Consider the following 25,170-nt stretch of genomic DNA (forward strand, 5'->3'; position numbering starts at 1 on the left):
ACGGGCCGCCGGCGCGGCATCGTTATCTCTGGAGTGCAGGTTGTGCCGTGGGCCGGCCGTCCGTCAGAACATCACCTGCACCATCGCCACGATCACGACCGTGTAGATCAATGACAACGGACCGCCGATGCGCCACAGGTCCTTGCCGGTGTATCCCGCGGGCCCGACGATCATCGAGATCACCGGGTTCGACGCGGTCATGAAATTGTTGGACGCCGACAACGCGACGATCAGCGCGAAGGCGGTCGGATTGCCTTCCGCGGCCAGCGCCAGGTTGATCGCCAATGGCACGACAACAATCGTTGCACCGACGTGGCTGATCACCAGCGAGAACGCCGTGGTGAGCACGCCGACCAGCAGTTCCAGCACCCACACGGGCGTGCCACGCGGCAACTGTTCGAGCGAATGTCCCGCGACCCACGCCGCCGCACCGCTGGAATCCATCGCCCAGCCCAGCGGAATCAGGCACGCCATCAGGAACACCGTGCGCCAGTTGATCGACGCGTAGGCTTCGTCGATGTGCAGCACGCCGGCGATCAGCATGCCGGCGACGCCGGTCATCAGCGCGATCGATACCGGCAGGCGCGACGACAGGGCCAACAGCATCGACACGACGAAGATCGACAGCGCGATCTTCAACTTGTGCGGGCGCGTTTCGCCCTTTGGATAGTCGGTCACGACCACGAGGTCGCGGCTCTCGGCGGCTTCGGCCAGGTCGGTCCAGATGCTGTGCAGCACGAGCATGTCGCCGCTGCGCAGCGGCACGCCCCGCACGTCTTCGCGCAGCACCTGCTTGTCGCGGTTGACGGCCAGCAGGCTCAGCCCCAGGTTCTTGCGCAGGCGGATCTCGCCGGCGGTCTTGCCGAGGAACCGGGACGTCGGCGGCACCACGGCTTCGGAGATGCCCGCGCGGCTGGGGTTGAACAGGTCGGCGAAATTGCGCAGCCGCGAACTCAGGCGAAGGAAGTTGTTCTGCGCGAAGTCGTGGACATCGTCCTTCGAGCCCATCGCGCCCAGCACGCTGCCAACCCAGATGCGCGCGTCCGCCGGCGGCGCCAGGCGCGACTCCTCGCTGGTCTTCAGGGCGAGCATCAGCGGTGCGCCGCGCAGCGCTTCGGCTTCGCCGATCGACATCCCCACCAGCGGGCTTTCGGCGCTGACGGTGAGCTCGTAGACATCGCCGTCGATGCCGTAGGTCTTGGCGAAGTAGCTCTGCGTGCGCGCCGGCGTCGCGCCCTGGCCGGGATCTTCCTTGTCCCGCAGCATCTTGTCGCCGAAGAAATGGAAGTACGCGAGCGACGCGCCTACCAGCACCAGGCCGATCGGCAACGGCGCGAACATCTTCAGCGGCTCGATGGTCGCAGCGCCCGACGGCAGGTTGCTGTTGGCAGCGAGCAACAGGTCGTTGAGCAGCATCAGCGGCGAGTTGCCGACCATGGTCAGCGCGCCGCCCATCACGATGGCGGCGGCGATGGGCAGCAGCATGCGCGGCAGCGACAGGCCCGTGCGCGAGGACAGGCGCGAGGCGACGGGCATGTACAGCGCCATCACCGACGGGTTCTGCATGAAGGAGGAGTTGAGCCCTGCGACCGCGGTGGTCAGCAGCAACAGTCGCTGTTCAACGCCCTTTGCGCGACGCAGCAGCCACGCGGCCAGACGGTTGAGGGCGCCGGTGCGATCCAGACCCGCGCCCAGGATCATGGTGGCGATGATGCTGATCACTGCGTTGCCGGAGAAGCCGTTGAACAGCAGCTCCGGTTCGACCACGCCCGACAGTCCCAGCAGCACCAGCACCACCAGCGCGACGACGTCGGCGCGGATGCGTTCGAACAGGAACATCACCATCGTGAACACCACCAGCCCGAGGACGAGCTTCATGTCGGTGGTGAGCGGGAGGGAGGTGTCCATGCGTGGAGACGGTGGCCTTTTTCCGGTGGCAGGTTTCAGTCGCAGGTTGCGGTTTCAGTGGCTGCTGGCAGTTTGAACAACAACCGGCAACCGGTTTTCACGTGCGGTCGTACAACAGATCCCACACCCCATGGCCAAGTTTCTGGCCGCGGGTCTCGAAGTGTGTTTGCGGACGCCACGGCGGCCGCTCCACGCAGCCGCGCTTGCCGGCGCGATTGACGATGCCCTGTGTTGCATCGAGCACGTCCCACATCTGTTCGGCATAGTCCTGCCAATCCGTGGCCAGGTGCAAGCGGCCATCGCTGGCGAGTTTGCGCACGATCAGGTCCGCGAATTCCGGCTGCACCAGACGGCGCTTGTTGTGGCGCTTCTTGTGCCAGGGATCGGGGAAGTAGATGCGCACTTCGTCGAGCGAGCCGTCGGCGATCTCGTGCGTCAGCACTTCCACGGCGTCGTGGTGGTACACGCGGACGTGGTCGCTGCCGTCGGCGGCCAACGCGTTGAGCAGGCGCCCGACGCCGGGCGCGTGGACCTCGATGCCGATGAGGTCGCGGTCCTTGTCGTGCTGTGCGGCAAAGCGCAGGGCTTCGCCGTTGCCGAATCCGATTTCCACCACGCGCCTGGCCGAGCGACCGAAGGCGGCGTCGAAGTCGCGCGGGGTGCCGGCGCTTTCGATGGGCCTGAAGTCCAACCCGAAGCGCGGCCACAGTTCGTCGAACGCGCGCTGCTGCGCCGGCGTGAATCGTCCCTGGCGCAGCACGAAGCTGCGCACCTTGCGGTGGCCTTCCTCGATCGTGAAGGGCTTGGGTGGGGCCTTCTTTTGTTCCTGTTCGGCCATCAGCCGATCAGCCCGTCCACCGGCGACGAAGCGCTGGCGTAACGCTTGCGCGGAATGCGACCGGCCTTGAACGCGGCGCGGCCGGCTTCGACCGCCAGGCGCATGGCGTGGGCCATCAGCACCGGGTCCTTCGCACCGGCGATCGCGGTGTTCATCAGCACGCCGTCGCAACCCAGTTCCATCGCGATCGATGCATCCGACGCGGTGCCGACGCCGGCGTCGACGATGATCGGCACCTTCGCGTTCTCGATGATCTCGATCAGGTTGTAGCGGTTCTGCACGCCCAGGCCGGAGCCGATCGGCGCGGCCAACGGCATCACCGCGACGCAGCCGATCTCTTCCAGGCGCTTGCACAGGATCGGATCGTCGCTGGTGTAGACCATGACGTCGAAGCCGTCCTTCACCAGCGTTTCGGCGGCGGACAGCGTCGCCACGACGTCGGGGTAGAGCGTGCGCTGGTCGCCGAGCACTTCCAGCTTGACCAGCTTGTGGCCGTCGAGCAGTTCGCGGGCGAGGCGGCAGGTGCGCACGGCGTCGTCGGCGGTGTAGCAACCGGCGGTGTTGGGAAGGATGGTGAACAGGTTGGGCGGCAGGACGTCGAGCAGGTTCGGCTCGCCCGGGTTCTGGCCGATGTTGGTGCGGCGGATCGCGACGGTGACGATCTGCGCGCCGGCGGCATCGGTGGCGCGGCGGGTTTCGTCGAGGTCCTTGAACTTGCCGGTGCCGGTGAGCAGGCGGGAAGCATAGGTCTGGCCCGCAATGACCAACGGGTCGGCGGGCGGCATGAAGAGGGCGGGGAGCGTCATGCCGCGATTTTAGCAGCGGCGGCGCCGGCGCCGGGCTTATACGCGAACCGTGCGGCCGGGTCGTATCCCCTGTTCGGGGGAGGGGATTTGGAGGCCGCCATGCTGCAGTCACCGCGTTGAACAGGGAAGCAGGTGCCATCGGCTCGGCCAAGGGGACGCCCCCTGCATCGCCTTCCGACCGTGACGCTGCTTCGCGCGGTTTGCACCGTGCGGTACGCCAATAGCACACCCGGCGCGAGCCGGGGCCGCAAAGCCGAGGATCCCAGGCGCTCCCTCCGCCTGCGATGGCCGGGCTCCCGCTACCGACCGGTGCCTGCCGCGCGATCTTTGCCTTCCAGGCTTTCTCTGGTGGCGAAACGACAACCCGGGCTTCGGCTCGGGTTTTTTGTGCGGTGCGTAACCGCGACCCGGATTGCCATCCCTACGTTGGCTCGTTATAGCGACAGGCTTGATCTGTGGGGAGGGTTCCGCGAAGGGCGCTTTCGCCTTCGGCAGCAGTCACCCACCACCCAGCGCATGCACGATCTCGATGCGGTCGCCTTCGCCCAGCACGGTCTCACCGTGGCGGCTGCGCGGCACGATCTCGCCATTGATTTCCACCGCGACGCGACGTTCGCCCAGGCCTTCGGTCTGCAGCAGCTCGAGTACGGATTGCGGTGCGGCAAGCTGGCGGGACTCGCCATTGAGGACGATGTTCATGCGCGCATTGTCCTTCCCTTGGCCTCGCGTGGCCAAATCCCGCGTTTGCCATGCAGGTCGTGATCGCCTGTTCCGCAAGTCGCGCCGCTCCTGCCGGCTTGTCCTGTCAGGCTTTTCCAGCCGGCTCGCATGCTGCGTGGCCCCGTGCTGCACGACCACTTGTGCCAGTGACCGACGGCGTGTTTCGATGCGGCGTCCATCCGTACGCGTATGCCCTTCCTGTTGCGGCGCGCGACCACCATCCAGACCAGATCCAAGAGGGGATACCAACCATGAAGAAACCCGTCCGCCGCCTGCTGGCCGCCGCGCTTGCGCTGGCCTCGATGCCTGCCCTGGCCGAAACCTTTTCACAGACGATCTTTTTCGGCGACAGCCAGACCGACAGCGGTTTTTACCGGCCGGCGCTGGTGCAGGTTTTCGGTGCCAGCGCGACGTCGGGGGGACGCTTCACCACCAATCCAGGCCTGGTGTGGAGCGAATACCTTGCCGATTTCTACGGCACGGACGCGACGTCTGCATGGCAGATCAATGCCGACGGCAGCATCGTGGCTGGCACGGGCACCAACTTCGCCGCGGGCGGGGCGCGGGTCAGTCAGGGACCGGGTAATCCGCCGATCTCCACGCCCGTGCCGGTTGGCGCCGCGCCGCCGCTGACGGCGCAGGTGGATGCGTACCTGGCCCGCACCGGTGGCCGGGCCGATCCGAACGCGCTGTACACCGTATGGGGCGGTAGCAATGACCTGGGTTACCTCGTCGGCAGCATGCTGGGCCTGCTGCCGCCTGCGTTGCAGATCACGCCGGAAACCTTCTTCGCTACTGCCGGTGCCCAGGTGCAATTGATCCAGCAACTCCAGGGCGCGGGGGCGCGTTACGTCCTCGTGCCGACCATGCTGGACTTCGGCGCGACGCCGCGCGGCCTGGCCGCCGGTCCGCTTGGCGCACTTGGCACGCAATTGTCGAGCACTTACAACACCCTGCTGTTCCAGGGCATCGCCCAAGCGGGCCTACGGATCATTCCCCTCGATACGTTCCATCTGATTCGGGAAGTCTCCGCCGACCCGGGCGCGTACGGAATCAGCCCGGTTACCGCCGCGGGCGGCGCCTGCGGCACCTTGTACTCACTGTTCTGCACTACAGCCGGGTATGTGTCGCCCGATTCCGGCAACAACCTCTTCGCTGACGACGTGCACCTGAGCTCGCGTGGCCACGCGATCGTCGCGCAGTACGCCGAATCGATCCTCGAGGCGCCGCGCCAGATGGCCGTGCTTCCCAACTCCGCCGCGATGGTCGGCCGCTCGCGCGCCGACCGCGTCGCTGCGCACGCCGGCAAGCCGGGCGAGGGCGGCATGAACTGGTGGAGCGACGTCCGCGGCGACTTCCAGCGCTATGGCGGCGGCGACCTGTACGACGGCGTCGGCCCGACGCTGACCTTCGGCGTCGACTGGAGCAGCGGCAACCTGGTCTACGGCGGCTTTGCCGGCTACGGTCGCCAGCAGCTGGATTGGGGCCATCGCGGCGGCGGCTTCGACCAGAGCGACCTGACGCTGGGTGGCTTCCTCGGCTGGTACGGCGAAGGTGGCGGCTGGGTGAACGGCCAGCTGAGCTGGAGCAAGGTCGACTTCGACATCGACCGCGAAGTGCACCTGGGCTCGGCCGTGCGTACGCACACCGGTTCGGCTGATGGCCGCAACATCTCGCTGGGCATCAGCGGCGGCTACGAGTTCGGCGAAGGCGCCCTGCGCCATGGCCCGGTTGCCAGCCTGCTGGCGCAGCGCATCGACATCGACGGCTTCGCCGAGAGCAACCCGGAGCTGTCCACCTCGCTCGCCTACCCGGACCAGAACTTCGATTCGATGATCGGCAGCATCGGTTGGCAGGCCAGCTACGCGATCAACGACCACCTGACGCCGTACGCGCGTCTCACCGCCGATCGCGAGTTCGAGGATTCGGCGGAAGAGGCGTTCGCGATCTCGCAGACGATGCCGGGCACCGGTGCCTACGCTGTACCGGGCGTGGAATTCGACCACGACTACGGCACGCTGACGTTTGGTGCCAAGACAAAGCTGTTCGGCCTCGACGCGAACCTCGGTGCCGCTGCGACCGTCGGCCAGACCGGCGGCAACAACACGACGGTGTTCGTGACGGTCGGCAGCTCGTTCTGACCGCTCGTCAATGGGTTTGAGTCAACTGGATTGAACCAACTGATTGAAAACGAGGGGCCCTGCGGGGCCCTTCGTTTTTTTCGCGGCCGGCGGGAGGTATGGGGCGCGGGACGACGAACGCGCTGTGGCTTCGAGCGCGGGCCCGCGTTGCCAACGCGCGGCGCCGGGGCATAGACTTCCGCCTCGGCAGCGGTACGCCGCGGGTGTAGTTCAATGGTAGAACTGCAGCTTCCCAAGCTGCTAGCGTGGGTTCGATTCCCATCACCCGCTCCATTCCGGCCCTCGCGCCACGCTGTTCCGGCGACGCGGGGGCGCTTCGCAATCGCGGTTGAACGCGGTTGCGCGACACCACAACCAGCAACAAAACCGTAACGGCAGTCGCGTCACAGTGACTGCCGTTTTTTTCTTTCCCGGTGGCCGCACGTGGCGCGATTGGCTCGTTCCGAACGGATCATGCTCGGCTGGCGCGAATGGGCCGGACTGCCCGGCCTTGGGCTGCCGCGGATACGTGCAAAGGTCGACAGCGGCGCGCGCAGTTCGGCGCTGCACGTCGATGCGTACTGGCGGTTCAGCGAGGCTGGCGCGCCGTGGGTGGGGTTCCGCTTGAGCAACGACGGCTTGGGCGAGGCCGCGGTGCAGACGGTGGCGCCGATCTTTGATGAGCGCGAGGTCACCGATTCCGGCGGCCACCGCACCAGGCGGATCTTCCTGCGCACGCCGCTGGTGCTGGCCGGGATCGAACGCGAGATCGAAATAAACCTGACCGATCGGCGCGGCATGCTGTTCCCGATGCTGCTGGGACGCACCGCGATGGCGCGGGTGTTCACGGTGGATCCGGCGCGATCGTTCCTGCATGGACGGCAGGGCGTGGTGGCCGTGGGCGAATCGGTTCCGATGGTTGAAGGACGTCCGGAATTCAGCCAGCTGGATCGCAACGAGGACGCCGTCGTCCAGCGATTCCGACAACAGCGGGCGCCGCGCTGAAGCAGCTTCGACAGCAATCGGCTTCTGTTTTCCAAACGTTCCCGAACTCCCGTCAGCCGCAGGCTGTCACTCCATTCCCGAATTCCGACTACCGACCATGAAACTCGCGATCCTCTCGCGCAACAGCAAGCTCTACTCCACGCGGCGCCTGGTCGAGGCCGCCCGCGAGCGTGGCCACAGCGTGCGCGTGCTCGACCCGCTGCGCTGCTACATGCGCATCGCCAGTGATGGCTTCGCCATGCATTACAAGGGTCGGGAGCTGGCCGACTACGACGCGGTGATCCCGCGCGTCGGTGCGTCGATCACCCGCTACGGTTCGGCGGTACTGCGCCAGTTCGAGTTGATGGCCACTTACACCCCGAATACCTCCGACGCCATCCTCAAGGCGCGCGACAAGCTGCGTTGCCACCAGTTGCTGGCGGCGCAGGGGATCGGCTTGCCGGTGACGGCGTTCGGCGACAATCCCGACGACACCCACGACCTGCTGGCGATGCTCGGCCCGCCGCCGCACGTGATCAAGCTCAACGAGGGCACCCAGGGCGCGGGCGTGATGCTGACCGAGAAGCTGTCGGCCTCGCGCAGCGTAGTCGAGGCGTTGCGCGGCCTGTACGCCAACTTCCTGGTGCAGGAGTTCGTCGCCGAAGCCAAGGGCGCGGACCTGCGCTGCTTCGTCGTCGGCGACCGCGTGGTGGCGGCGATGAAGCGGCAGGCGCCGAAGGGCGACTTCCGATCCAACCTGCATCGCGGTGGCACCGCCAAGGGCGTGAAGGCAACCGCGGCCGAACAGGAAGTTGCGATCCGCGCCGCGCAGGTGCTGGGACTGGGCGTTGCCGGTGTCGACCTGATCCGTTCGAAGCGTGGTCCGCTGGTGCTCGAGGTCAATGCGTCGCCAGGACTTGAAGGCATCGAAGCGGCCAGCGAAGTCGACGTCGCTGGCGAGGTGATCGAGTACGTCAGCGGGCGCCTGCGCCGAGGTCCGAGGCAGGCCGCAGGCCGGCCGGACCGGCCCTCGCCAGCCAACGGCCGTCAGTCGGGGGACCGGCGGGCCTTCGAAAATTTACGATAGAAATCATGAAGATAAATGTTAAAGAAGGGCGTTTTAGCGAGGTCGCCCGGGCGCCTTAACATTTTTTTACAACGGGTTTTTAACAGACTTTTTAGTCCCCGCAGGCGTAGCCTGAGCGGACCGGATTCCCTGCCGCTTCCTCGTCAGTAGTCGGTCGCAGTGATGACGGTAATCGGGGCAACACCCTTTTTGGCCCGGATGCGGCGGCCCCGCATCCGGGCCTTTCTTTTGCCCGGATCCCCGCAACGTGACCGCGTGCCATCGTGGTGATGACATCGATTGCGTCGGATTTGTTAATTTCACAGACACTGCGCTGCGCAGTTCCGGAACCCCGCACGAGCGGGACGGTCGAACGCCCACCAATAAGGACGGACAAATGCGCATCCTCGTGATCGAAGACAACCAGGACATCGCCGCCAACCTGGGCGACTTCCTGGAAGACCGCGGGCACACGGTCGACTTCGCCGCCGACGGCATCACCGGCCTGCACCTGGCCGTGGTGCACGACTTCGACGCCATCGTGCTGGACCTCAACCTGCCGGGACTGGACGGGCTGGAGGTCTGCCGCAAGCTGCGCAACGAAGCGCGCAAGCAGACCCCGGTGCTGGTGCTGACCGCGCGCGACTCGCTGGACAACAAGCTGGCCGGGTTCGATTCCGGCGCCGACGACTACCTGATCAAGCCGTTCGCGCTGCAGGAAGTCGAAGTCCGCCTCAACGCGCTGGCGCGTCGCGGCCGCGGCGTACAGACGCGCGTCCTGAACACCGCAGACCTGGAATACAACCTGGACACGCTGGAAGTGCGTCGCAAGGGCAAGTTGCTGCAGCTCAACCCGACCGCGCTGAAGATCCTGCAGGCGCTGATGGAAGCCTCGCCCGCGGTGGTGACGCGACAGGAGCTGGAGACGCGCGTGTGGGGCGAGGAACTGCCGGATTCCGATTCCCTGCGCGTGCACATCCACGGCCTGCGTGCGGTGGTCGACAAGCCCTTCGACGTGCCGCTGATCCAGACCCGGCACGGCATCGGTTACCGGATCGCCGCCCCCGAAGGCACCTGATCACGCCGGGTCGCTGCGGGCGCGAACTGGCTGGCCGGTCGCGAAGCTCGTCGCGTCCCGCCACCCGCACGCAGACGCATTCCACGCCATTGCACAGCACGCCCTTGCAAAGCCCGCCCCCGCCGCCGCCGCGCAAGGTCCGTTTCCGGCGGCAGTTGCGCAGCCGCATCATCCTGTCGTTCGTGCTGCTGGGCTTCGGCCTGACCGCACTGTTCGCGTACGCGACCAACTGGACCCGGTCCCGCGTCGAGAACGCGCTGGTCGAGGACGTGCTCAACCGCAACATCGACGAATACGCGCGCCTGTACGCCGCCAGTCCGGACAGGAATCCGGCGCTGCCGGTGCAGCAGATGTACGGGCGGGTGGTGAAGCACGAGGACTTCGAGAAGCTGCGCCTGGAAGAGCCGGACTGGTACGAGTTGGGCGACGGCATCCACAACATTGTCGGTCGCAACATCGACGGCACTCCGTTCTCGTACAAGCTGGCAGTGCGCAAGACGCCGGACGAGTGGTTCTTCCTCGCTTACGACATGACCCAGACATTGCGCGGCGAGGCGCAGTTCAACCGCGCGATCTACATCTCAGTGGTGGTGTTCACCCTGTTGTCGCTGGTGGTGGGGCTGTGGGCGGCGTCGCGCGTGATGAGCCCGGTGTCGGAGCTGGCCAACCGGATCAAGCAGTCCGGCCGCCACGAGGCGCAGCCCGAAGGCCTGGCCGAACATTTTCCCGATGACGAAGTCGGCCAGCTCGCCGAGGCGCTCGACGACTATGCCGAGCGGCTCACCCATGTCGTCCAGCGCGACCGCGAGTTCAACGCCGACGTCAGCCACGAATTGCGCACGCCGCTGGCGGTGATCCGCGGTGCGGTCGAGCTGCTGTTGTCGCGTCCGGAACTGGAGGAGAAGACCCGCGCCCGCCTGCAGCGCATCACCCGCGCCGAACAGCAGTGCACCGACCTGATCAGCGCCTTGCTGCTGCTCTCGCGCAACGAACGCGGCCACGGCGCGACCGACGTGGCACGCGTGGCCGACCAGCTGACGGATGCACACCGCGCGCAACTCGGCGGCAAGCCGCTGCAGCTGAGCGTGGAAGGCGAGCGCGGATTGATCGTCGATGCGCCCGAAGCCGCCGTGTCGGTCGCGCTGGGCAACCTGATCGGCAACGCGGTGAAGTACACGACGGCAGGTTCGGTCGTGGTGCGGTTGCATCCGCAGGCGGTGGAAGTGATCGACTCCGGTCCCGGCCTGTCCGAGCAGGATGCCGCGAAACTATTCCAGCGAGGCTACCGCGGCACCCACGCGGGGCATTCGCAGGGTGGCGGCATCGGCCTGTCGATCGTACGGCGCCTGTGCGAACTGTATGACTGGGATGTGCGCGTGCTGCCGGGTAGCGAGCGTGGCGTGGTCGCAATCCTGACGTTCGGGAAGGATCCCCAAGGGACCTTGCCGTTGTAGCTGCGGGCGCAGCGATGCTTTGGGCTGGGGCTTTTGAACCGCCGTCCTGTTCCGGAGTGTTCTCGAAGCTGTCGCGCCGCGTGTGCGATGGGCTCCTGCTTCTTGAAGCCGACCCGAACTGAGGAGGCTACTTTTTACGTTGCCACCGACCGGCGGGAAAAAGAAGAGCCGGGTTGCCCCGGCTCTCCCGCGATCGATATTCCTGCAGGCTTACAGCGCTTCCAGCCAGCCGTACTTGTCTTTCGTCTTGCCGTTGAACAGGCCGAAGAACAGGTCCTGGATCTGGCGCGTCACCGGGCCCGCCTTGCCGGCGCCGACCTGGCGGCCGTCCACGGAGCGGATCGGGGTGATTTCTGCCGCGGTGCCGCACATGAACAACTCGTCGCACAGGTACAGGTATTCGCGCGGCAGGTCGCGTTCGACGACGCTGATGCCGTTGTCGCGCGCCAGCGTGATGATCGTGTTGCGGGTGATGCCGTTGAGCAGTGCGGCGCTGACCGGCGTCGTGTGGAGCGCACCGTCGAAGACGAGGAACAGGTTCTCGCCGGCGCCTTCCGACAGCAGACCGGTGGACGCGAGCGCGATGCCTTCGCCGAAGCCCAGGCGACGCGCTTCGCGCGCGATCAGCTGGCCGGAGAGGTAATTGCCGCCGGCCTTGGCGCCGGCCGGGATGGTGTTGGGCGCGAAGCGCTGCCAGCTCGACACGCAGGCGTCGATGCCGGCTTCCAGTGCACCTTCACCGAGGTACGGGCCCATGAACCACGAGGCTACCGACATCTCCACCGGCGTATCCGCCGACAGGCCGAAGCCGCCCAGGCCGCGATACGCGAACGGACGCAGGTAGGCCTTGCTCAGGTTGTTGCGCTTGATGACCTCGCGGCACGCGGCGTTGAGCGTGTCCAGGTCATAGGGCAGGCCCATGTCGTAGATCCTGGCCGAGGCGTACAGGCGCTTGTTGTGGTCGGTCAGGCGGAAGATCGCCGGGCCGTTGGGCGTCTCGTAGCAACGGATGCCCTCGAACACCGAGGAGCCGTAGTGCAGCGCATGCGCCATGACGTGCGTCGTGGCGTCGGCCCAGCGCTTGATCTCGCCGTTGTGCCAGATCCATTCGGGGTATTGCATGGACATTCGGGATTCTCGGTGGGGGCAAAGACTGCCTAGTTTACCGTGCCGAAGCCCCAGCACCGGCATTGAAAAGGCCGCGCAGTTGCCTGCGCGGCCTTTGTTTCAGGTGCAACTGGATTTGAGCTGCTGCTGGCTCAGCGGCGACCCGCTCAGCGGAACCCGGCCACCGTGGCCTTGGTCTGCACCAGCACGCGCTGGTTGTGGTTCTTGTCGTAGGTACCCATCGGCAGGCCGCCGTAGGTCACCGACGGGTTCGACCAGTAGTTGATGCGCGGACAGCCGGAGCCGGCGCAGTTGTAGGCCATGATCGTGCGCCACACGTTGCCCGGGGCCTGGTAGCCGTGGCCGTACGCGTAGGGCGAGGTGGTCGGATCGTTGACCGGATCGTGGCGCGCCGACTGCAGGTGGCCGATCTCATGGGCGAAGCTGTAGTAGCCGGTGATGCAGTCCCAGTACGCGGTGACGAATGCGGTGGACGCGGTGGAACCGATGCCCGACGCCAGGCCGCACGCGGAAGCATCGTTGGCCACCAGCACGCCGACGTCGGCGGCATTGGCGTCACGGGTGGCGTGGATGGAGTCCATGTAGCCGTCGTTCGTGCTGCGGAAACGCGACAGATCCGTGCTCATCCCGGCAGTGGCGTAGGTCGTGGTCGAGTAGCTCGCCAGTTCCATGTTGATGCCGATGTTGGAGTTCAGGTAGCCCTGGTTGGATTCGGCCACGGCCAGCTGCACCAGCGCCTGCATGTCGCCGCCGTAGGCTGCGATCGCGTCGTCGGTGGCGACGACCATCACCCGGATGGTCTGGGTCGGGCCGGGTTCGACCGGAGTGCCGCCGCAGTTGGTGCGGCACGGCTTGCCCTTGTTCAACATCGCCGACTTGGCGGCGACATCGAAGATCTGCCTGTAGGCGTCGGCCGGATGGTCGGCGGGCATGCGGTTTTCGTCGATTTCGACCACGGCGGTGGCGCCGCTGGGCAGCGGACGGATGCGATAGAGCTTGCCGTCGACGCGCGCGGTGCCGGTGATGTGGCCGTCGTGGCGCACCAGGATCACGTCGTTGAGCGGATCGGCCGTAGTTTCGCGCGGCGCGTAGGCGGGATGCGACTTGGTGCCGCGGACGTGGCCGAACCACACCGTGCTGCCGTCGGCGGCCTGGGTGCGGCTGCGGTCGACCGTGACCCTGCGGTTGCCCAGGACCAGTTCGATCGCCGCGTTGTCGGCTGCGCGGGAGTCCAGTTTCACCAGCTTGACGTCGCGTGTGCTCGGATTGGCGAGCAGGCGCTCGAGTACGCGCTCGTTGCGCGCGTCGGCCTTGCCGCTGGTGGTGGTGAACAGCGACTTGCCGGCGGCGCTTGCGGTGCCGGCGATCAACAGGCCGGTCATGCCGGCGAGGAGACAAAGCGATGGATTCTTCCGCACGAAGGTTTCCTCCTTGGTGGACCGCGTCGTCATGACGCAGGGCGCGGGTGCGCCAGCGGGCGAGGTTGCTGGCTGTGCGACTCACGTGCACGCCGCGTCGCAGCACGTTTGACCACACGGTGGCGCACTGTCTGGCATTGGCGGGGCCGTTTGAACCGCAGGCGCGAACAACGATGCGCTGCATCGATCGGTCAGGCGATTGTCGCTGCGTGATGCGGTCCGGCGATCAGGCCGCCCTGGTCAGAACGCACCGATCAGAACGCACCGATCAGAACCGCACCCACAAGCAGCCAAAGTACCTGGTCAGCGCGAACACGGTGTGCGTCGGCGTCGCGGTGCTACCCAGGGTCTGTTCGACGCGAAGGGCGACCGGCGCGCGTCGTACCGTCGTCTGCGGGTAGTAACCGGGATCCGCAGGCGCTTGCGCGTTGTCCGAGGTGACGTCCGTATCCGGGGTGAGCGGCCTGGCTTCGGTCCAGCCGGGTTCGGGTTCCGGCGCGGGCGCGGGATGGCTCGCAGGCGTGATTGGCACGATGTCGACCAGTGGACGGCTGGCGATGCCATCCAGTCGCGTCCACACCTGGTACGCGGTGTCGCCCGACATGCCGACCCAGTGGTACACGCCGGCGAGGCGGTTGGCGTCGTGCGAATCGATGGCGGTGGTCATCTCGAACACCAGGTCCTGCAGGTTGTGCGCGCAGCCGCCTGGCAGGCGCCGCGCGCCGCTGCCTGCCTGCACCTGTTCACGTGGCAACCGCTCGGCCGCGCCGATGTCGCCGCATTGCTTGTCGGTGAACACCGCCTGGCCGCTGGGCAGGACGCAACGCCGTACCTGCGCGGCCGCGTCGCCGTGCCACAGGGCGCAGGCGAGGATCACGAAGCAGAATGGCAGGCGGGCCGGCATGTGGCCGCAGCCTAGCGCCGCGTCCCCGGTGCGGAAAGTGCACGCAGCCCGAAATGGAACACTCGTGGCGAAACATGCATCGCGGGCGTGCGTCGCGAAGTGCGCCGGTCAAGCGCTGCAATCACCAGGATGGGCGTGTGCCCGCGATGCGCCGATTCACTCGGGCGTGTCCAACTCGGACGTGTCCAACTCTGACGTGTCCAACTCTGACGTGTCCAACTCTGACGTGTCCAACTCTGACGCGTCCAACTCTGACGCGTCGAACCCGGTGCCGTTCAATCCAGTCGCGACAGCACGCCCAGCGTGGGTTTGGACAGGTTGAGCGTGTAGAAGTGCAGGCCCGGCGCGCCGCCCTCTATCAGCCGGCGACATAGCGCAGCTACGAACTCGGCGGCGAACTCGCGCACGCTGTCGACGTCGTCGCCGTAGGCCTGCATGCGCTTGCCCACCCAGCGCGGGATTTCCGCACCGCAGGCTTCGGAAAAGCGGCGCAATTGGGTGAAGTTGGAGATCGGCATGATCCCCGGCACGATCGGCACGTCCACGCCCAGCCTGCGCACGTCGTCGACGAAGCGGAAATAGGCGTCGGCATTGTAGAAGTACTGGGTGATCGCGCCGTTCGCACCGGCATCGACCTTGCGCTTGAAGTTGCGCAGGTCGGCGAAGGCGTCGTCGGCCTGCGGATGGCATTCGGGGTACGCGGCGACTTCGATGTGGAAGAAGCCGTCGTGCTCCTTGCGGATGAATTCGACCAGATCGCTGGCGTAGCGGAAGTCGCCGGCCTGGCCCATGCCCGACGGCAGGTCGCCACGCAGCGCAACGATGCGGCGGCAGCCCATCGCCTTGTAGCTTTCGATCAGTTCGCTGAGCTCGGCGCGCGTGCCACCCACGCAGGACAGGTGCGGCGCCGCCACGAGGCCGTGGTGCTTGTGCAGGCGCTGCACGGTTTCCGGCGTGTACGACAGCGTCGAGCCACCGGCGCCGAAGGTGCACGAGACGTATTGCGGCGACAGCGGACGAAGCTTCGCGGCGGTCTTGTCCAGCTGGGCGCGCTGGTCCTCGGTCTTGGGTGGGTAGAACTCGAAGCTGATCGGGGGAAGGGTCATGCGGCCGCCGGACGGGGAAGTCGGGGGAGCTTATCTCTTCATCGCGATGATAGGAAATAAGAAATTGGGCGGGCGCCCTGGCCCCTCACCCCGGCGCGCCGCCGTCCACCACGGCCACCGGCCGCTCGTCATTCCTTTCCCGCGGCTGTGGCGGCTGGCGGCCACGCTTGCACCACACCAACGCAAGGAGCCCGTTCCATGCAACTGCTCGTCCGATCGCTGTTCCAGTCGGCCTTTCGCACTTCCTTCCGCCTGTTCGCCGCTGGCTTTGCCCTGTCGTTCGCCGTCTGGCACACGGCCCAAGCGGCGCCGCAGTCGTTCCGCGACCTGAAGATCGAAGTCGTCGGCAAGGGCCTGCCCGTGCTGATGATCCCCGGCCTCAACAGCGCCGGTGAAACCTGGACCGAAACCTGCGCCGCCCTGCAGGCCGACCATGTGCAGTGCCATATCGTCACGCTGCCAGGATTCGCCGGGCAGCCCGCCGCCCGCGACGCGAGCAAGGATGCGTGGCTCGACGACATGCGCGATCGCCTGCTGGCGTACGTCAAAGCCCGCAAGTTGTCGCATCCGGTCGTGATCGGGCACAGCCTGGGTGGTTTCGTTGCCCTGCAGATGGCGATCAAGCAGCCCGATGCCGTCGGACGGCTGGTGATCGTCGACGCGCTGCCCTTCTTCACCGCCGCGCAGAATCCCGCCGCCACCGAGGAGAACGCGCGACCGTTCGCAGACAACCTGCGCAAGCAGATCCTGGCGCGCGATCCCGCCCCCAAGCGCGACGGCGTGCCGCCGTGGCTGCAGGGCATGACGCGCGAAGCGCAGCGCACGCAGACCCTGGTTGCGTGGGGCGATGCCAGCGACCGTGCCACTACTGCAGAGGCGATGTACGAAATGCTGACCCGCGACGCGCGTCCGCAAATGGCGCAGATCCATGCGCCTACGCTGGTTCTGGGGGCGTGGGCGGCGTTTGCGCCCTACGGCGCCACCAAAGAGTCGACGGCCGCGATCTTCAAGACGCAGTTCGCCTCATTGAAGGATGTGCGTATCGAGATGAGCGACAACGGCTACCATTTCCTGATGTGGGACGATCCGCAGTGGCTGCAAGCGCAGGTGCGCGGGTTCGTCGCGACGGCACAGTAGTCGACGGCCTCTCTTCGACGGCCGGCGTGATGCCGGCCGTCGTCGTGCAGGCAGGCTCATGAGGCAGGTGACGAGATGTTGACCCGCGGCGAATGGCGCTTTGTTTCGTTGAACAGTCTGTTCGGCATCGGTTACGCCGGTCTCAACCTGCTGTTTTTTGCCGTATTTGCGCGTCTCAACACGCCCGCGTGGTTGGTGTCGGTGTGCCTGGGCATCGGCGTGTGGGCGAGCAGCAGCCTGCTGCGCATCGCCGCGCTGCGCGGTCGCTGGATCGAACGCGGCGGGCCGATCTTCGCACTGCGACTCGCAGCGGGCGTGATGTTCGGTGCCACCGTCACCCTGCTGCTGGTCCGGGTGATGGTGCGCGGCGCGCTGATGCTGGGCTGGCTGGTCCCAAGCGATCTGCGACCCAGCAGCTGGGGCCAATTGTTCGGCTACTGGGCGAACATCGCGATCGTGATCGGAATGTGGGCCGCGCTTTGGGCCGGCTGGCAGGCCCTGAGTCGTTATCGCCATGGCGAGATTGCGCGCCTGCACGCGGAGGCGCAGCGAAACGCGCTTGAGCTGGATGCGTTGCGCGCGCGGCTCAATCCGCATTTCGTCTTCAACGCGCTCAACAATGTGCGCGCACTGATCAACGAGGAACCGGCGCGTGCGCGCGAAGTCGTCACGCGCCTGTCGAATATCCTCCGCCACGCGCTGGAACACAGCCAACGCGAGTCCGCATCCATGGGCGAGGAACTGGCGGTCGTGGACGACTACCTTGCCGTTGAGGCCGTGCATTACGAAGAGCGCCTGCGCGTGCATCGCGACATCGCGCGGGATGCACTCGACGCGCAGCTGCCGCCGATGCTGTTGCAACTGCTCGTGGAGAACGCGATCAAGCATGGCATCGCACGTACGCCGGGCGGGGGCGAGCTGGGCGTATCGGTCTGGCGCCACGAGGGCCGGCTGGCGATTGAAGTCAGCAATCCGGGCCGGGTGGATCAGTCGGAAAGTGGCCATGGCGTCGGCCTGGCTTACCTGCGCGCACGGTTGGCGCGTGAGCCCGCAAGCCGTTTCGAGCTGCAGCAGAATGGCCCGCGCGTGCTGGCCTGTCTGGAGATCGCGCAATGACCGCCGCCGCGCGTGTGCGGCCGCTGAAAGTGCTGATTGTCGATGACACCCGGCTGGCCCGACAGGAACTGCGCACGTTGCTGGCCAACGTTCCGGACGTGGAGTGCATCGGCGAAGCCGACGATGTTCCGGGGGCGCAGGCTGCGATCGAAAAGCTGCAGCCCGATCTGGTGCTGCTCGACATCCAGATGCCGTCGGGGACGGGCTTCGACGTGCTTGAAGGCCTCGATCAGGCGCCGCCGGTGGTCTTCACCACGGCCTACGATCACTACGCCGTGCGCGCTTTCGACGCCAACGCGCTCGACTATCTGGTCAAGCCCGTCGTGCCCGAGCGCCTGGCAGCAGCGATCGCGCGTGCCCATGCGCGACGGTCGACAACGGAAGCCGTCGACGCGGAGCACCGAGGGGCTCTGGGTGCCAACGACCAGGTCTTCCTGCGCGACGGCGAACAATGCTGGTTCGTCTCGCTGCACGAGATCAGCCGGATCGTGGTGGACGGCAACTACGCGCGGGTCTGGTTCCGCGATGAGAACGCGATGCTTGCACGCAGCCTGAGCGCGCTGGAGGCGCGGCTGGATCCCACGCTGTTCTTCCGCGCCAACCGCAACACGCTGGTGAACCTGCGCATGGTCAAGAACATCGACCTGGCCGTGGGCGAAGGCTACGACCTCACGCTGCGGGACGGCAGCGTGGTGGAAGTCTCGCGTCGACAGGCACGCGAATTGCGCGAGCGGCTCGCGTTGTAGCTCTCATCGGAGCGGTCCGGGCGTCGTGCCTGCGCGGACCGGTCAGGAAACAAAAACGGGCGCCGAAGCGCCCGTTTCCGGTATCTGAACCTCGCGGATCAGTAGCGGTAATGATCCGGCTTGTACGGACCTTCCACCGCCACGCCGAGGTAATCGGCCTGGTCCTGCGTCAGCGTGGTCAGCTTCACGCCGATCTTCTCCAGGTGCAGGCGCGCGACTTCCTCGTCCAGCTTCTTCGGCAGGATGTAGACCTTCGGCTCGTAGGTGTCCTTGTTCGCCCACAGGTCGATCTGCGCGAGCGTCTGGTTGGAGAACGAGTTCGACATCACGAAGCTCGGGTGGCCCGTGGCGCAGCCCAGGTTCACCAGGCGGCCTTCGGCCAGCAGGAAGATGCTGCTGCCGTTGGCGAAGGTGTACTTGTCGACCTGCGGCTTGATGTTGAGCTTCTTTGCGCCGGAGGCGGCCAGCGCATCGACCTGGATCTCGTTGTCGAAGTGGCCGATGTTGCAGACGATCGCCTGGTCCTTCATCTGCGACATGTGCGAGAGCGTCAGCACGTCCTTGTTGCCAGTGGTGGTGACGTAGATGTCGCCACGGCCCAGCGTCGATTCGACGGTGTTGACCTCGAAGCCTTCCATCGCGGCCTGCAGGGCGTTGATCGGATCGATTTCGGTGACCACGACGCGCGCACCGTAGGCACGCAGCGAATGCGCCGAACCCTTGCCGACGTCGCCGTAACCGCACACCACCGCGACCTTGCCGGCCAGCATCACGTCCATCGCGCGCTTGAGACCGTCGGCCAGCGATTCGCGGCAACCGTAGAGGTTGTCGAACTTCGACTTGGTGACCGAGTCGTTGACGTTGATCGCCGGGACCAGCAGCTTGCCCTGTTCGGCGAGCTGGTAGAGGCGGTGCACGCCGGTGGTGGTCTCTTCCGACACGCCCTTCCAGGCCTTCACGACACCGGCGAAGTAGCCGGGACGCTCAGCGTGGACGCGCTTGAGCAGGTTCTTGATGACCTGTTCTTCGTGGTTGCCCGACGGGGTGTTGACCCAGTCGGAACCGTTTTCGAGCTCGAAACCCTTGTGGATCAGCAGGGTGACGTCGCCACCGTCATCGACGACGAGTTCCGGGCCGTTGTTACCCGGGAAGGTCAGCGCGTCGAGCGTGCAGTCCCAGTACTCCTCCAGCGACTCGCCCTTCCACGCAAACACCGGGGTGCCGCTGGCGGCGATCGCGGCGGCGGCGTGGTCCTGCGTCGAGAAGATGTTGCACGAGGCCCAGCGCACGTCGGCGCCCAGGTCGCGCAGCGTCTCGATCAGGACGGCGGTCTGGATGGTCATGTGCAGCGAGCCGGTGACGCGCACGCCCTTGAGCGGCTTGGCGGCGGCGTACTTGCGGCGGATCGACATCAGACCCGGCATTTCCTGCTCGGCGATATCGATTTCCTTGCGGCCCCAGTCGGCCAGCGAGATGTCGGCAACCTTGTAGTCGCCTTCGGTGGAGAAGGTCTTAGCGACAGCGTTCATGTGAAGCTCCGTTGTTGGGAGTCGGCGCGTATCGTCCGCGGGACTCGCATTAACGGGCGCAGTTGAGGCATTTGCACCGCGCCGAGCCTGGTCCGCCCCACTCCCGTTGGAATGATCGGATCGCAGCGCCCCTCGGCGGGAGGCGCATTCTAGCCTGTGGGCATGTCGGTCGCGTTAAGGAAGGTCTGAATAACCCAGCTCTTGCCCGCCATTCCGGCCTTCGCGGGGATGACGGCAATCATTCAGATATTCCTTGACACGCCAGCGCCATGCCGACCGCGGGCGCCGACCCTGTTGTCTGGCCCGCCGCGGGGCTGGAAACCACGTGCGGAGCCCGCGCTACACTCGCCGCGGGGACATTCCGCAGGGGCTGTGCGTCGCAATGAACGATCTTGATCGTCCCGATCCCGAGCTGACCGCGTTGATGCGTCGTTGGCAGGGCGGCGACACCGATGCCCGGGAGCAGCTGATGGTGCTGGTCTACGACCGCGTTCGTGCCATCGCGGCGGGCTCGTTGCGCCGGCAGGGCGGGGCCACCCTCACCCCGACCGAACTCGCCCACGAAGCCCTGATGCGCCTGATGGGCGCAGACGCCGACTGGAGCAACCGCAGCCACTTCTTCCACGTCGTCGCCCAGGCGACGCGACAGGTACTGGTGGACCGCGCGCGGCGCCGGTTGTCGGAAAAGCGCGGCTCCGGTGTGCAGGCGCTGCCGCTGAGCCAGGCCGAAGGCGTGGGCGTCGTCGACCGCGACGAGGACCTGGTCCGCGTGGACGAAGCCCTGTCCGATTTGCGCGAGGCCGACCCGCGCCAGGCGCGCATTGTCGAGATGACGTATTTCGGCGGCTTTTCGCGTGAAGACATTGCGCAGGCGCTGGAAATCTCCCTCAGCACGGTCGACCGCGACCTGCGTTTCGCCCGTGCCTGGTTAAAGGATGCGTTGACCGAATGAGCGAGAGACACAAGCTGTTGGCGGAACTGTTCGACCAGCTGGTCGCGCTGCCGCCGGACGCACGCGACGCGGCGTTGCGCGAATGCGATGCCGACATGCGCGAACGCCTCGAGCGCCTGCTGGTCGCCGATACCAATGACGCCGACCCGGTCGCGCACGCGGTCGTTGCGGGTGCCGACGCGTTGGTCCGTCCGACCGCCAGTGGCGCGCGCCTGGGCGCCTGGCGCGTGCTGCGCGAAGTCGGCGTGGGCGGCATGGGCTCGGTGCTGCTGGCCGAACGCGCCGACGGCCAGTTCGACCAGCAGGTGGCGATCAAGCTGATCCGCGGCTTCCCCACCGAAGAAGGCAAGCGCCGCCTGCGCCAGGAACGGCAGATCCTCGCCCAGCTCGACCATCCCAACATCGCGCGCCTGCTCGACGGCGGCGAGAGCGACGATGGCCAGCCGTTCGTGGTGATGGAATACGTCGACGGCCTGCCGCTGCTGGCGCATGTCGCCGCGCGTGCACCGGAACTGGCGTCGCGTCTGGACCTGTTCGACCGCATCGCCGCCGCGGTGCAGCACGCGCACGAGCGCCTGGTGATCCACCGCGACCTCAAGCCCGGCAACGTGCTGGTGCGCAACGACGGCCAGCCCAAGCTGCTCGACTTCGGCGTGGCCAAACTCGTCGACCTGAGTGCGCATTCCGATCCACGCCAGACCTCGACCCGCGTGTGGACGCCGGGTTACGCGAGTCCGGAGCAGCAATCGGGCGCGCTGGTCACGACTGCGACCGACGTCTACGGCCTGGCCGTGCTGCTGCGCGAGATGCTCACGGGCGAACGCGAGCCGGGCGTGTCGGCACCAATGCCCGACGGCTTCCAGCCATTGCCATTGAATGCGGAACTGCGCGGCATCCTGGCGAAGGCCAGCGCAGCGGAACCGGCGCAGCGTTACCCGACGGTGGAAGCCTTCCGCGCCGACCTGCAGCGCTGGCGCGACGGGCGGCCGGTACACGCCGCCCCGGACACGCGGGCGTATCGGATGCGCAAGTTCCTGGTGCGGCATCGCGTGGGCGCTGCGCTCACCGCGGTGGCGCTGGCCATTGCGATCGGTTTTGTCTGGCGCCTGGCGCTGGAACGCAGCCGCGCCGTCGCCGCCGAGCAGCGCGCGACCGTGGCATTGAAATCAGCCGAACGCGAAGGCGCCAATGCGCGCGCGGCGCTGGCGTTCCTGTCCGATGCGATCGGCGCGGCGCGACCGGAGAATGCGCTGAGCACGCAGGTCAGCGTGCGCGACCTGCTGGATCATGCCCGCGACGAACTCGACAAGCGCGCACAGGCCGATCCTCAGCTGCGGCAGCCGATCCAGCGGATGCTCGGGCATCTGTACGCATCGCTGGGTGAGTCGAAGGCCGCGGCGGAGCTGTTCGCGGCCGGGTTGAAGGACGTGACTCCGCGCCAGAAGTCGGAAGCGATCGCTTTCGCCGACGACCTGGATGGCTACTCCGATGTCCTTGCCACGCTGGAACGCGGAAAGGAGAGCCTGGCAATCGCACGCCAATCGGCCGAACTGCGTTCCCGCCATGCGCCGCGTGACGCCATCCAGCGCCTGAAGATGCACAACCAGCTTGCGGTGGCGCTCGACAGCGCTGGCGACCACAAGAACGCGGAAGCCCAATGGACCCGCGCGCTTGCCGAGGTGAAGGATGTGCCCGCCGCGCCGGTCCGTGACGTCCTGGAGACCTACAAGGCCTTCGGCCATCACCTGTTCCTGTATGCCGACTATGCGCGCGGGCTCAAGGTCGCCGATGAAGGGCTGGCATTCGCGGATCGCCATTCGCTCCCGGCGAACTCGCCACTGCGCGCTGACCTGCTGTTCGCCAAGGCGCAGTCCTCGTATGCCCTCAACGACCCGGCGGCGGAGACGATGATCCGCCAGGCGATCGCCATGCAGGAGCGCAGCGTCGGCCCGGGTGGTGCGCAGATGGCCGAGCTCTATTCGCTGCTCGGCGTCTCGTTGCAGGGCAAGGAACGCTTCAAGGAAGCGCTGGAAGCCCACGAGCATTCTTCGCAGCTCTCCCAGGCCGCGGCCGGGACGCGACCGCTGGATCGGGCGCTGACCTTGTCCAACATCGGGTACCTGTACCGGGATTACGGCGACTACGCGAAGGCGGTGGAGCTCGCCGGCGAGGCCGTGTCGGTGCTGGCCGCATCCGACATCGAGGCCGATCACATCGAGCGTCGACGGATCGAGAAGTATTACGCCTTCAACCTGGCGTTCGCGGGGCGTGGCGCCGAGGCACGTGCGCGCCTGCTCGCCCTTCGCGAGCGCTCGCGCAAGCTCGACGGCGAGGACTCCTTCGAATACGCCGAGCTGACGTGGCGACTGATGCAGGTGGCCGAACGGATGGGCGACCTGCGCAACGGCGTGCCGTTGCTGGAGGAAACCCGCATGCGGGTCGGCAAGTTGCTGCCCAAGGGGCACTTCGTTTTCGGCCAGCTGTTCCGGTCCAGCGCGGCGTTCGCGCGGATGCACGGGGATCTCGCCGCAGCCGAAAGCGACCTCCAGCAGTCACTGAAGCTCCTTCACGGACTTTATGGCGCCATGGCGACGGCGGAACTGGCCGACGTGCGCGCGGCGCGTGATGACAAGGTGGGGGCGCGCAAGTTGCTTGATCAGGCCTTGCCGGTCCTGCGGGAGACCGTGCTGGCGCAGCAGGTCGACCGTGCCCGGGCCGAGGATCTCGAGCGACAGCTGTAGGGCCGCGCATACGGCGATGTCGAAGGACGTGCAACGAAAACGGGCCGCAAAGCGGCCCGTTTCCATCTGCTGCGCTCCCTGCGATGGGCGGAGAGCGTGGCGACTTACTTCTTCAACCCGGCATCCTTGCGCAGCGCCTCGGCGCGATCGGTCTTCTCCCACGAGAACGCCGTCGCCTTGTGCTTCTTGCCGGCGCCGTCGGTGTAGCTGATTTCCCTCGGCTTGCGGCCGAAGTGGCCGTAGCTGGCGGTCGCCTGGTAGATCGGGTGCTCCAGGTCGAGCATCTTGGTGATGCCGTACGGACGCAGGTCGAAATGCTTGCGGATCAGCTTCTCGATCTTGTCGTCGGAGATGTGGCCGGTGCCGAAGGTGGTGACCGAGATCGAGGTCGGATCGGCCACGCCGATCGCGTAGGAGACCTGCACTTCGCACTTGTCGGCCAGGCCGGCGGCGACGATGTTCTTGGCCACGTAGCGTGCGGCGTAAGCGGCCGAACGATCGACCTTCGACGGATCCTTGCCCGAGAACGCGCCGCCACCGTGACGGGCCATGCCGCCGTAGCTGTCGACGATGATCTTGCGGCCGGTCAGGCCGCAGTCGCCCACCGGGCCGCCGATCACGAACTTGCCGGTCGGATTGATGTGCACGGCCTTCTTGTTCAGCGCCTCGAGCCACTTCTTCGGCAGCACCGGCACCAGGATCTCGGCGCGCACGGCTTCGACCAGGTCCTTCTGCTTGATGTCCGGATCGTGCTGGGTGGAAAGCACGACGGCATCGAGGCCGAGGATCTTGTTGCCGTCATAGCGCAGGGTGACCTGCGACTTGGCGTCCGGGCGCAGCCACTTGAGCTTGCCGCTCTTGCGGACCTTGGCCTGCTGCTCGACCAGGCGGTGCGAGTAGTACAGCGGCGCCGGCATGAATTCCGGGGCTTCGTTGCAGGCGTAGCCGAACATCAGGCCCTGGTCGCCAGCGCCCTGTTCTTCCGGCTTCTTGCGGTCGACGCCCTGGTTGATGTCGGGCGACTGCTTGCCGAGCATGTTGATGATCGCGCAGGTGTGGCCGTCGAAGCCGACTTCGGAGTTGTTGTAGCCGATGTCGTTGATGACCTTGCGCGCGAGCGCTTCGATGTCGACCCAGGCGGAGGTCGTGACTTCGCCGGCGACGATCGCAGCGCCGGTCTTCACCATCGTTTCGCAGGCCACGCGCGCGCGCTTGTCCTGCGCGAGGATCGCGTCGAGGACGGCGTCGGAGATCTGGTCGGCGATCTTGTCCGGATGGCCTTCGGAAACGGATTCGGAGGTGAAGAGGTAGCTGGTGGACATCGCAGGGTTTATCCTTTGATTCGGATGGAAAGATGGCCGGGCATGATACAGGGTCGGCCGGATTGGTGCATCGCGTCGCATTGTGCGCTTTTCAGTC

General features: G+C 66.5%; 19 protein-coding genes, 1 tRNA gene, 1 pseudogene and 2 riboswitches. Of the genes and pseudogenes, 11 read left to right on the forward strand and 10 right to left on the reverse strand.

The features are described 5' to 3' along the window. Positions 1–63 precede the first annotated feature (63 nt). From ACYVD7_RS04575 to thiS, 4 genes are all read right to left on the reverse strand, one after another. Complete coding sequence (locus ACYVD7_RS04575) at positions 64–1,908, reverse strand: SLC13 family permease (protein ID WP_460759627.1); 1,845 nt, start codon at positions 1,906–1,908, stop codon at positions 64–66. Between the two features lie 97 nt (positions 1,909–2,005). Further along, positions 2,006–2,746: a tRNA (guanosine(46)-N7)-methyltransferase TrmB gene (gene trmB / locus ACYVD7_RS04580; protein ID WP_460759629.1), complete on the reverse strand. Its 741-nt coding sequence runs from the start codon at positions 2,744–2,746 to the stop codon at positions 2,006–2,008. After that, positions 2,746–3,552, reverse strand: a complete 807-nt coding sequence (locus tag ACYVD7_RS04585) for a thiazole synthase (protein ID WP_460759632.1) — start codon at positions 3,550–3,552, stop codon at positions 2,746–2,748. The genes trmB and ACYVD7_RS04585 overlap by 1 nt, the downstream gene beginning before the upstream one ends. 212 nt (positions 3,553–3,764) lie before the next feature. Then, a riboswitch (cyclic di-GMP riboswitch) is annotated at positions 3,765–3,853 on the forward strand. Positions 3,854–4,050: 197 nt separating this feature from the next. Further along, complete coding sequence (gene thiS, locus ACYVD7_RS04590) at positions 4,051–4,251, reverse strand: sulfur carrier protein ThiS (protein ID WP_460759634.1); 201 nt, start codon at positions 4,249–4,251, stop codon at positions 4,051–4,053. Between the two features lie 296 nt (positions 4,252–4,547). Between thiS and ACYVD7_RS04595 the strand changes: the two genes are divergently transcribed. From ACYVD7_RS04595 to ACYVD7_RS04620, 6 genes and pseudogenes are all read left to right on the forward strand, one after another. After that, a complete protein-coding gene (locus ACYVD7_RS04595) occupies positions 4,548–6,413 on the forward strand; it encodes an autotransporter domain-containing protein (RefSeq protein ID WP_460759819.1) in 1,866 nt (621 codons plus the stop codon). A gap of 199 nt (positions 6,414–6,612) precedes the next feature. Next, positions 6,613–6,686 (forward strand) — tRNA-Gly (locus ACYVD7_RS04600). Positions 6,687–6,866: 180 nt separating this feature from the next. After that, positions 6,867–7,397 carry an ATP-dependent zinc protease family protein gene (locus ACYVD7_RS04605; RefSeq protein ID WP_460759637.1) on the forward strand — a complete coding sequence of 177 codons (531 nt, stop codon included), beginning with the start codon at positions 6,867–6,869 and terminating at the stop codon, positions 7,395–7,397. A 97-nt stretch (positions 7,398–7,494) separates the two neighbouring features. Beyond that, positions 7,495–8,367, forward strand: a pseudogene (gene rimK / locus ACYVD7_RS04610) (30S ribosomal protein S6--L-glutamate ligase); the annotation flags it as partial. A 472-nt stretch (positions 8,368–8,839) separates the two neighbouring features. Further along, positions 8,840–9,520: a response regulator transcription factor gene (locus tag ACYVD7_RS04615; protein ID WP_460759639.1), complete on the forward strand. Its 681-nt coding sequence runs from the start codon at positions 8,840–8,842 to the stop codon at positions 9,518–9,520. Between the two features lie 104 nt (positions 9,521–9,624). Further along, positions 9,625–10,974 (forward strand): sensor histidine kinase, encoded by a 1,350-nt coding sequence (locus ACYVD7_RS04620; protein WP_460759642.1) that lies wholly within the window; start codon positions 9,625–9,627, stop codon positions 10,972–10,974. Between the two features lie 210 nt (positions 10,975–11,184). Here the strand turns inward: ACYVD7_RS04620 and ACYVD7_RS04625 are convergent, their stop codons facing one another. The 4 genes from ACYVD7_RS04625 to metF form a co-directional block, all read right to left on the reverse strand. Then, on the reverse strand, positions 11,185–12,102 hold the full coding sequence (locus ACYVD7_RS04625; protein WP_460759645.1) for a branched-chain amino acid transaminase: 918 nt from the start codon (positions 12,100–12,102) through the stop codon (positions 11,185–11,187). A 146-nt stretch (positions 12,103–12,248) separates the two neighbouring features. After that, complete coding sequence (locus ACYVD7_RS04630) at positions 12,249–13,484, reverse strand: M12 family metallo-peptidase (RefSeq protein WP_460759821.1); 1,236 nt, start codon at positions 13,482–13,484, stop codon at positions 12,249–12,251. Between the two features lie 304 nt (positions 13,485–13,788). After that, positions 13,789–14,424, reverse strand: a complete 636-nt coding sequence (locus ACYVD7_RS04635; protein ID WP_460759647.1) for a hypothetical protein — start codon at positions 14,422–14,424, stop codon at positions 13,789–13,791. Positions 14,425–14,699: 275 nt separating this feature from the next. After that, on the reverse strand, positions 14,700–15,530 hold the full coding sequence (gene metF / locus ACYVD7_RS04640) for a methylenetetrahydrofolate reductase [NAD(P)H] (RefSeq protein ID WP_460759650.1): 831 nt from the start codon (positions 15,528–15,530) through the stop codon (positions 14,700–14,702). 198 nt (positions 15,531–15,728) lie between these two features. Here metF and ACYVD7_RS04645 point away from each other — a divergent pair, with 198 nt between their 5' ends. From ACYVD7_RS04645 to ACYVD7_RS04655, 3 genes are all read left to right on the forward strand, one after another. Further along, positions 15,729–16,667, forward strand: coding sequence for an alpha/beta fold hydrolase (locus tag ACYVD7_RS04645; protein WP_460759652.1), 939 nt, complete (start codon positions 15,729–15,731; stop codon positions 16,665–16,667). A 75-nt stretch (positions 16,668–16,742) separates the two neighbouring features. Next, on the forward strand, positions 16,743–17,783 hold the full coding sequence (locus tag ACYVD7_RS04650; RefSeq protein WP_460759655.1) for a sensor histidine kinase: 1,041 nt from the start codon (positions 16,743–16,745) through the stop codon (positions 17,781–17,783). Next, positions 17,780–18,529: a LytR/AlgR family response regulator transcription factor gene (locus tag ACYVD7_RS04655; RefSeq protein ID WP_460759657.1), complete on the forward strand. Its 750-nt coding sequence runs from the start codon at positions 17,780–17,782 to the stop codon at positions 18,527–18,529. Before ACYVD7_RS04650 ends, ACYVD7_RS04655 begins: the two co-directional genes overlap by 4 nt. A 98-nt stretch (positions 18,530–18,627) precedes the next feature. On the opposite strand, the gene ahcY is transcribed toward ACYVD7_RS04655, so the two are convergent. Continuing rightward, a complete protein-coding gene (ahcY, locus tag ACYVD7_RS04660; RefSeq protein WP_460759660.1) occupies positions 18,628–20,058 on the reverse strand; it encodes an adenosylhomocysteinase in 1,431 nt (476 codons plus the stop codon). Between the two features lie 47 nt (positions 20,059–20,105). Further along, positions 20,106–20,198: riboswitch (S-adenosyl-L-homocysteine riboswitch) on the reverse strand. A 242-nt stretch (positions 20,199–20,440) separates the two neighbouring features. Between ahcY and ACYVD7_RS04665 the strand changes: the two genes are divergently transcribed. Together ACYVD7_RS04665 and ACYVD7_RS04670 are read left to right on the forward strand one after the other, a co-directional pair. Continuing rightward, on the forward strand, positions 20,441–21,010 hold the full coding sequence (locus ACYVD7_RS04665; RefSeq protein ID WP_460759663.1) for an ECF-type sigma factor: 570 nt from the start codon (positions 20,441–20,443) through the stop codon (positions 21,008–21,010). After that, entirely contained in the window at positions 21,007–23,751 is a 2,745-nt protein-coding gene (locus ACYVD7_RS04670) for a serine/threonine protein kinase (protein WP_460759665.1), read from the forward strand. The genes ACYVD7_RS04665 and ACYVD7_RS04670 overlap by 4 nt, the downstream gene beginning before the upstream one ends. Positions 23,752–23,855: 104 nt before the next feature. On the opposite strand, the gene metK is transcribed toward ACYVD7_RS04670, so the two are convergent. Then, positions 23,856–25,073 (reverse strand): methionine adenosyltransferase, encoded by a 1,218-nt coding sequence (gene metK, locus ACYVD7_RS04675; RefSeq protein WP_460759668.1) that lies wholly within the window; start codon positions 25,071–25,073, stop codon positions 23,856–23,858. Between the last annotated feature and the right edge of the window lie 97 nt (positions 25,074–25,170).

This window comes from Lysobacter fragariae, from assembly GCF_054779775.1.

Coding starts and splice junctions, on each gene's coding strand:
- ACYVD7_RS04575 (WP_460759627.1), bottom strand. CDS start 1,908: ATGGACACCTCCCTCCCGCTCACCACCGACATGAAGCTCGTCCTCGGG.
- trmB (WP_460759629.1), bottom strand. CDS start 2,746: ATGGCCGAACAGGAACAAAAGAAGGCCCCACCCAAGCCCTTCACGATC.
- ACYVD7_RS04585 (WP_460759632.1), bottom strand. CDS start 3,552: ATGACGCTCCCCGCCCTCTTCATGCCGCCCGCCGACCCGTTGGTCATT.
- thiS (WP_460759634.1), bottom strand. CDS start 4,251: ATGAACATCGTCCTCAATGGCGAGTCCCGCCAGCTTGCCGCACCGCAA.
- ACYVD7_RS04605 (WP_460759637.1), top strand. CDS start 6,867: ATGCTCGGCTGGCGCGAATGGGCCGGACTGCCCGGCCTTGGGCTGCCG.
- ACYVD7_RS04615 (WP_460759639.1), top strand. CDS start 8,840: ATGCGCATCCTCGTGATCGAAGACAACCAGGACATCGCCGCCAACCTG.
- ACYVD7_RS04625 (WP_460759645.1), bottom strand. CDS start 12,102: ATGTCCATGCAATACCCCGAATGGATCTGGCACAACGGCGAGATCAAG.
- ACYVD7_RS04630 (WP_460759821.1), bottom strand. CDS start 13,484: ATGACCGGCCTGTTGATCGCCGGCACCGCAAGCGCCGCCGGCAAGTCG.
- ACYVD7_RS04635 (WP_460759647.1), bottom strand. CDS start 14,424: ATGCCGGCCCGCCTGCCATTCTGCTTCGTGATCCTCGCCTGCGCCCTG.
- metF (WP_460759650.1), bottom strand. CDS start 15,530: ATGACCCTTCCCCCGATCAGCTTCGAGTTCTACCCACCCAAGACCGAG.
- ACYVD7_RS04645 (WP_460759652.1), top strand. CDS start 15,729: ATGCAACTGCTCGTCCGATCGCTGTTCCAGTCGGCCTTTCGCACTTCC.
- ACYVD7_RS04650 (WP_460759655.1), top strand. CDS start 16,743: ATGTTGACCCGCGGCGAATGGCGCTTTGTTTCGTTGAACAGTCTGTTC.
- ACYVD7_RS04655 (WP_460759657.1), top strand. CDS start 17,780: ATGACCGCCGCCGCGCGTGTGCGGCCGCTGAAAGTGCTGATTGTCGAT.
- ahcY (WP_460759660.1), bottom strand. CDS start 20,058: ATGAACGCTGTCGCTAAGACCTTCTCCACCGAAGGCGACTACAAGGTT.
- ACYVD7_RS04665 (WP_460759663.1), top strand. CDS start 20,441: ATGAACGATCTTGATCGTCCCGATCCCGAGCTGACCGCGTTGATGCGT.
- ACYVD7_RS04670 (WP_460759665.1), top strand. CDS start 21,007: ATGAGCGAGAGACACAAGCTGTTGGCGGAACTGTTCGACCAGCTGGTC.
- metK (WP_460759668.1), bottom strand. CDS start 25,073: ATGTCCACCAGCTACCTCTTCACCTCCGAATCCGTTTCCGAAGGCCAT.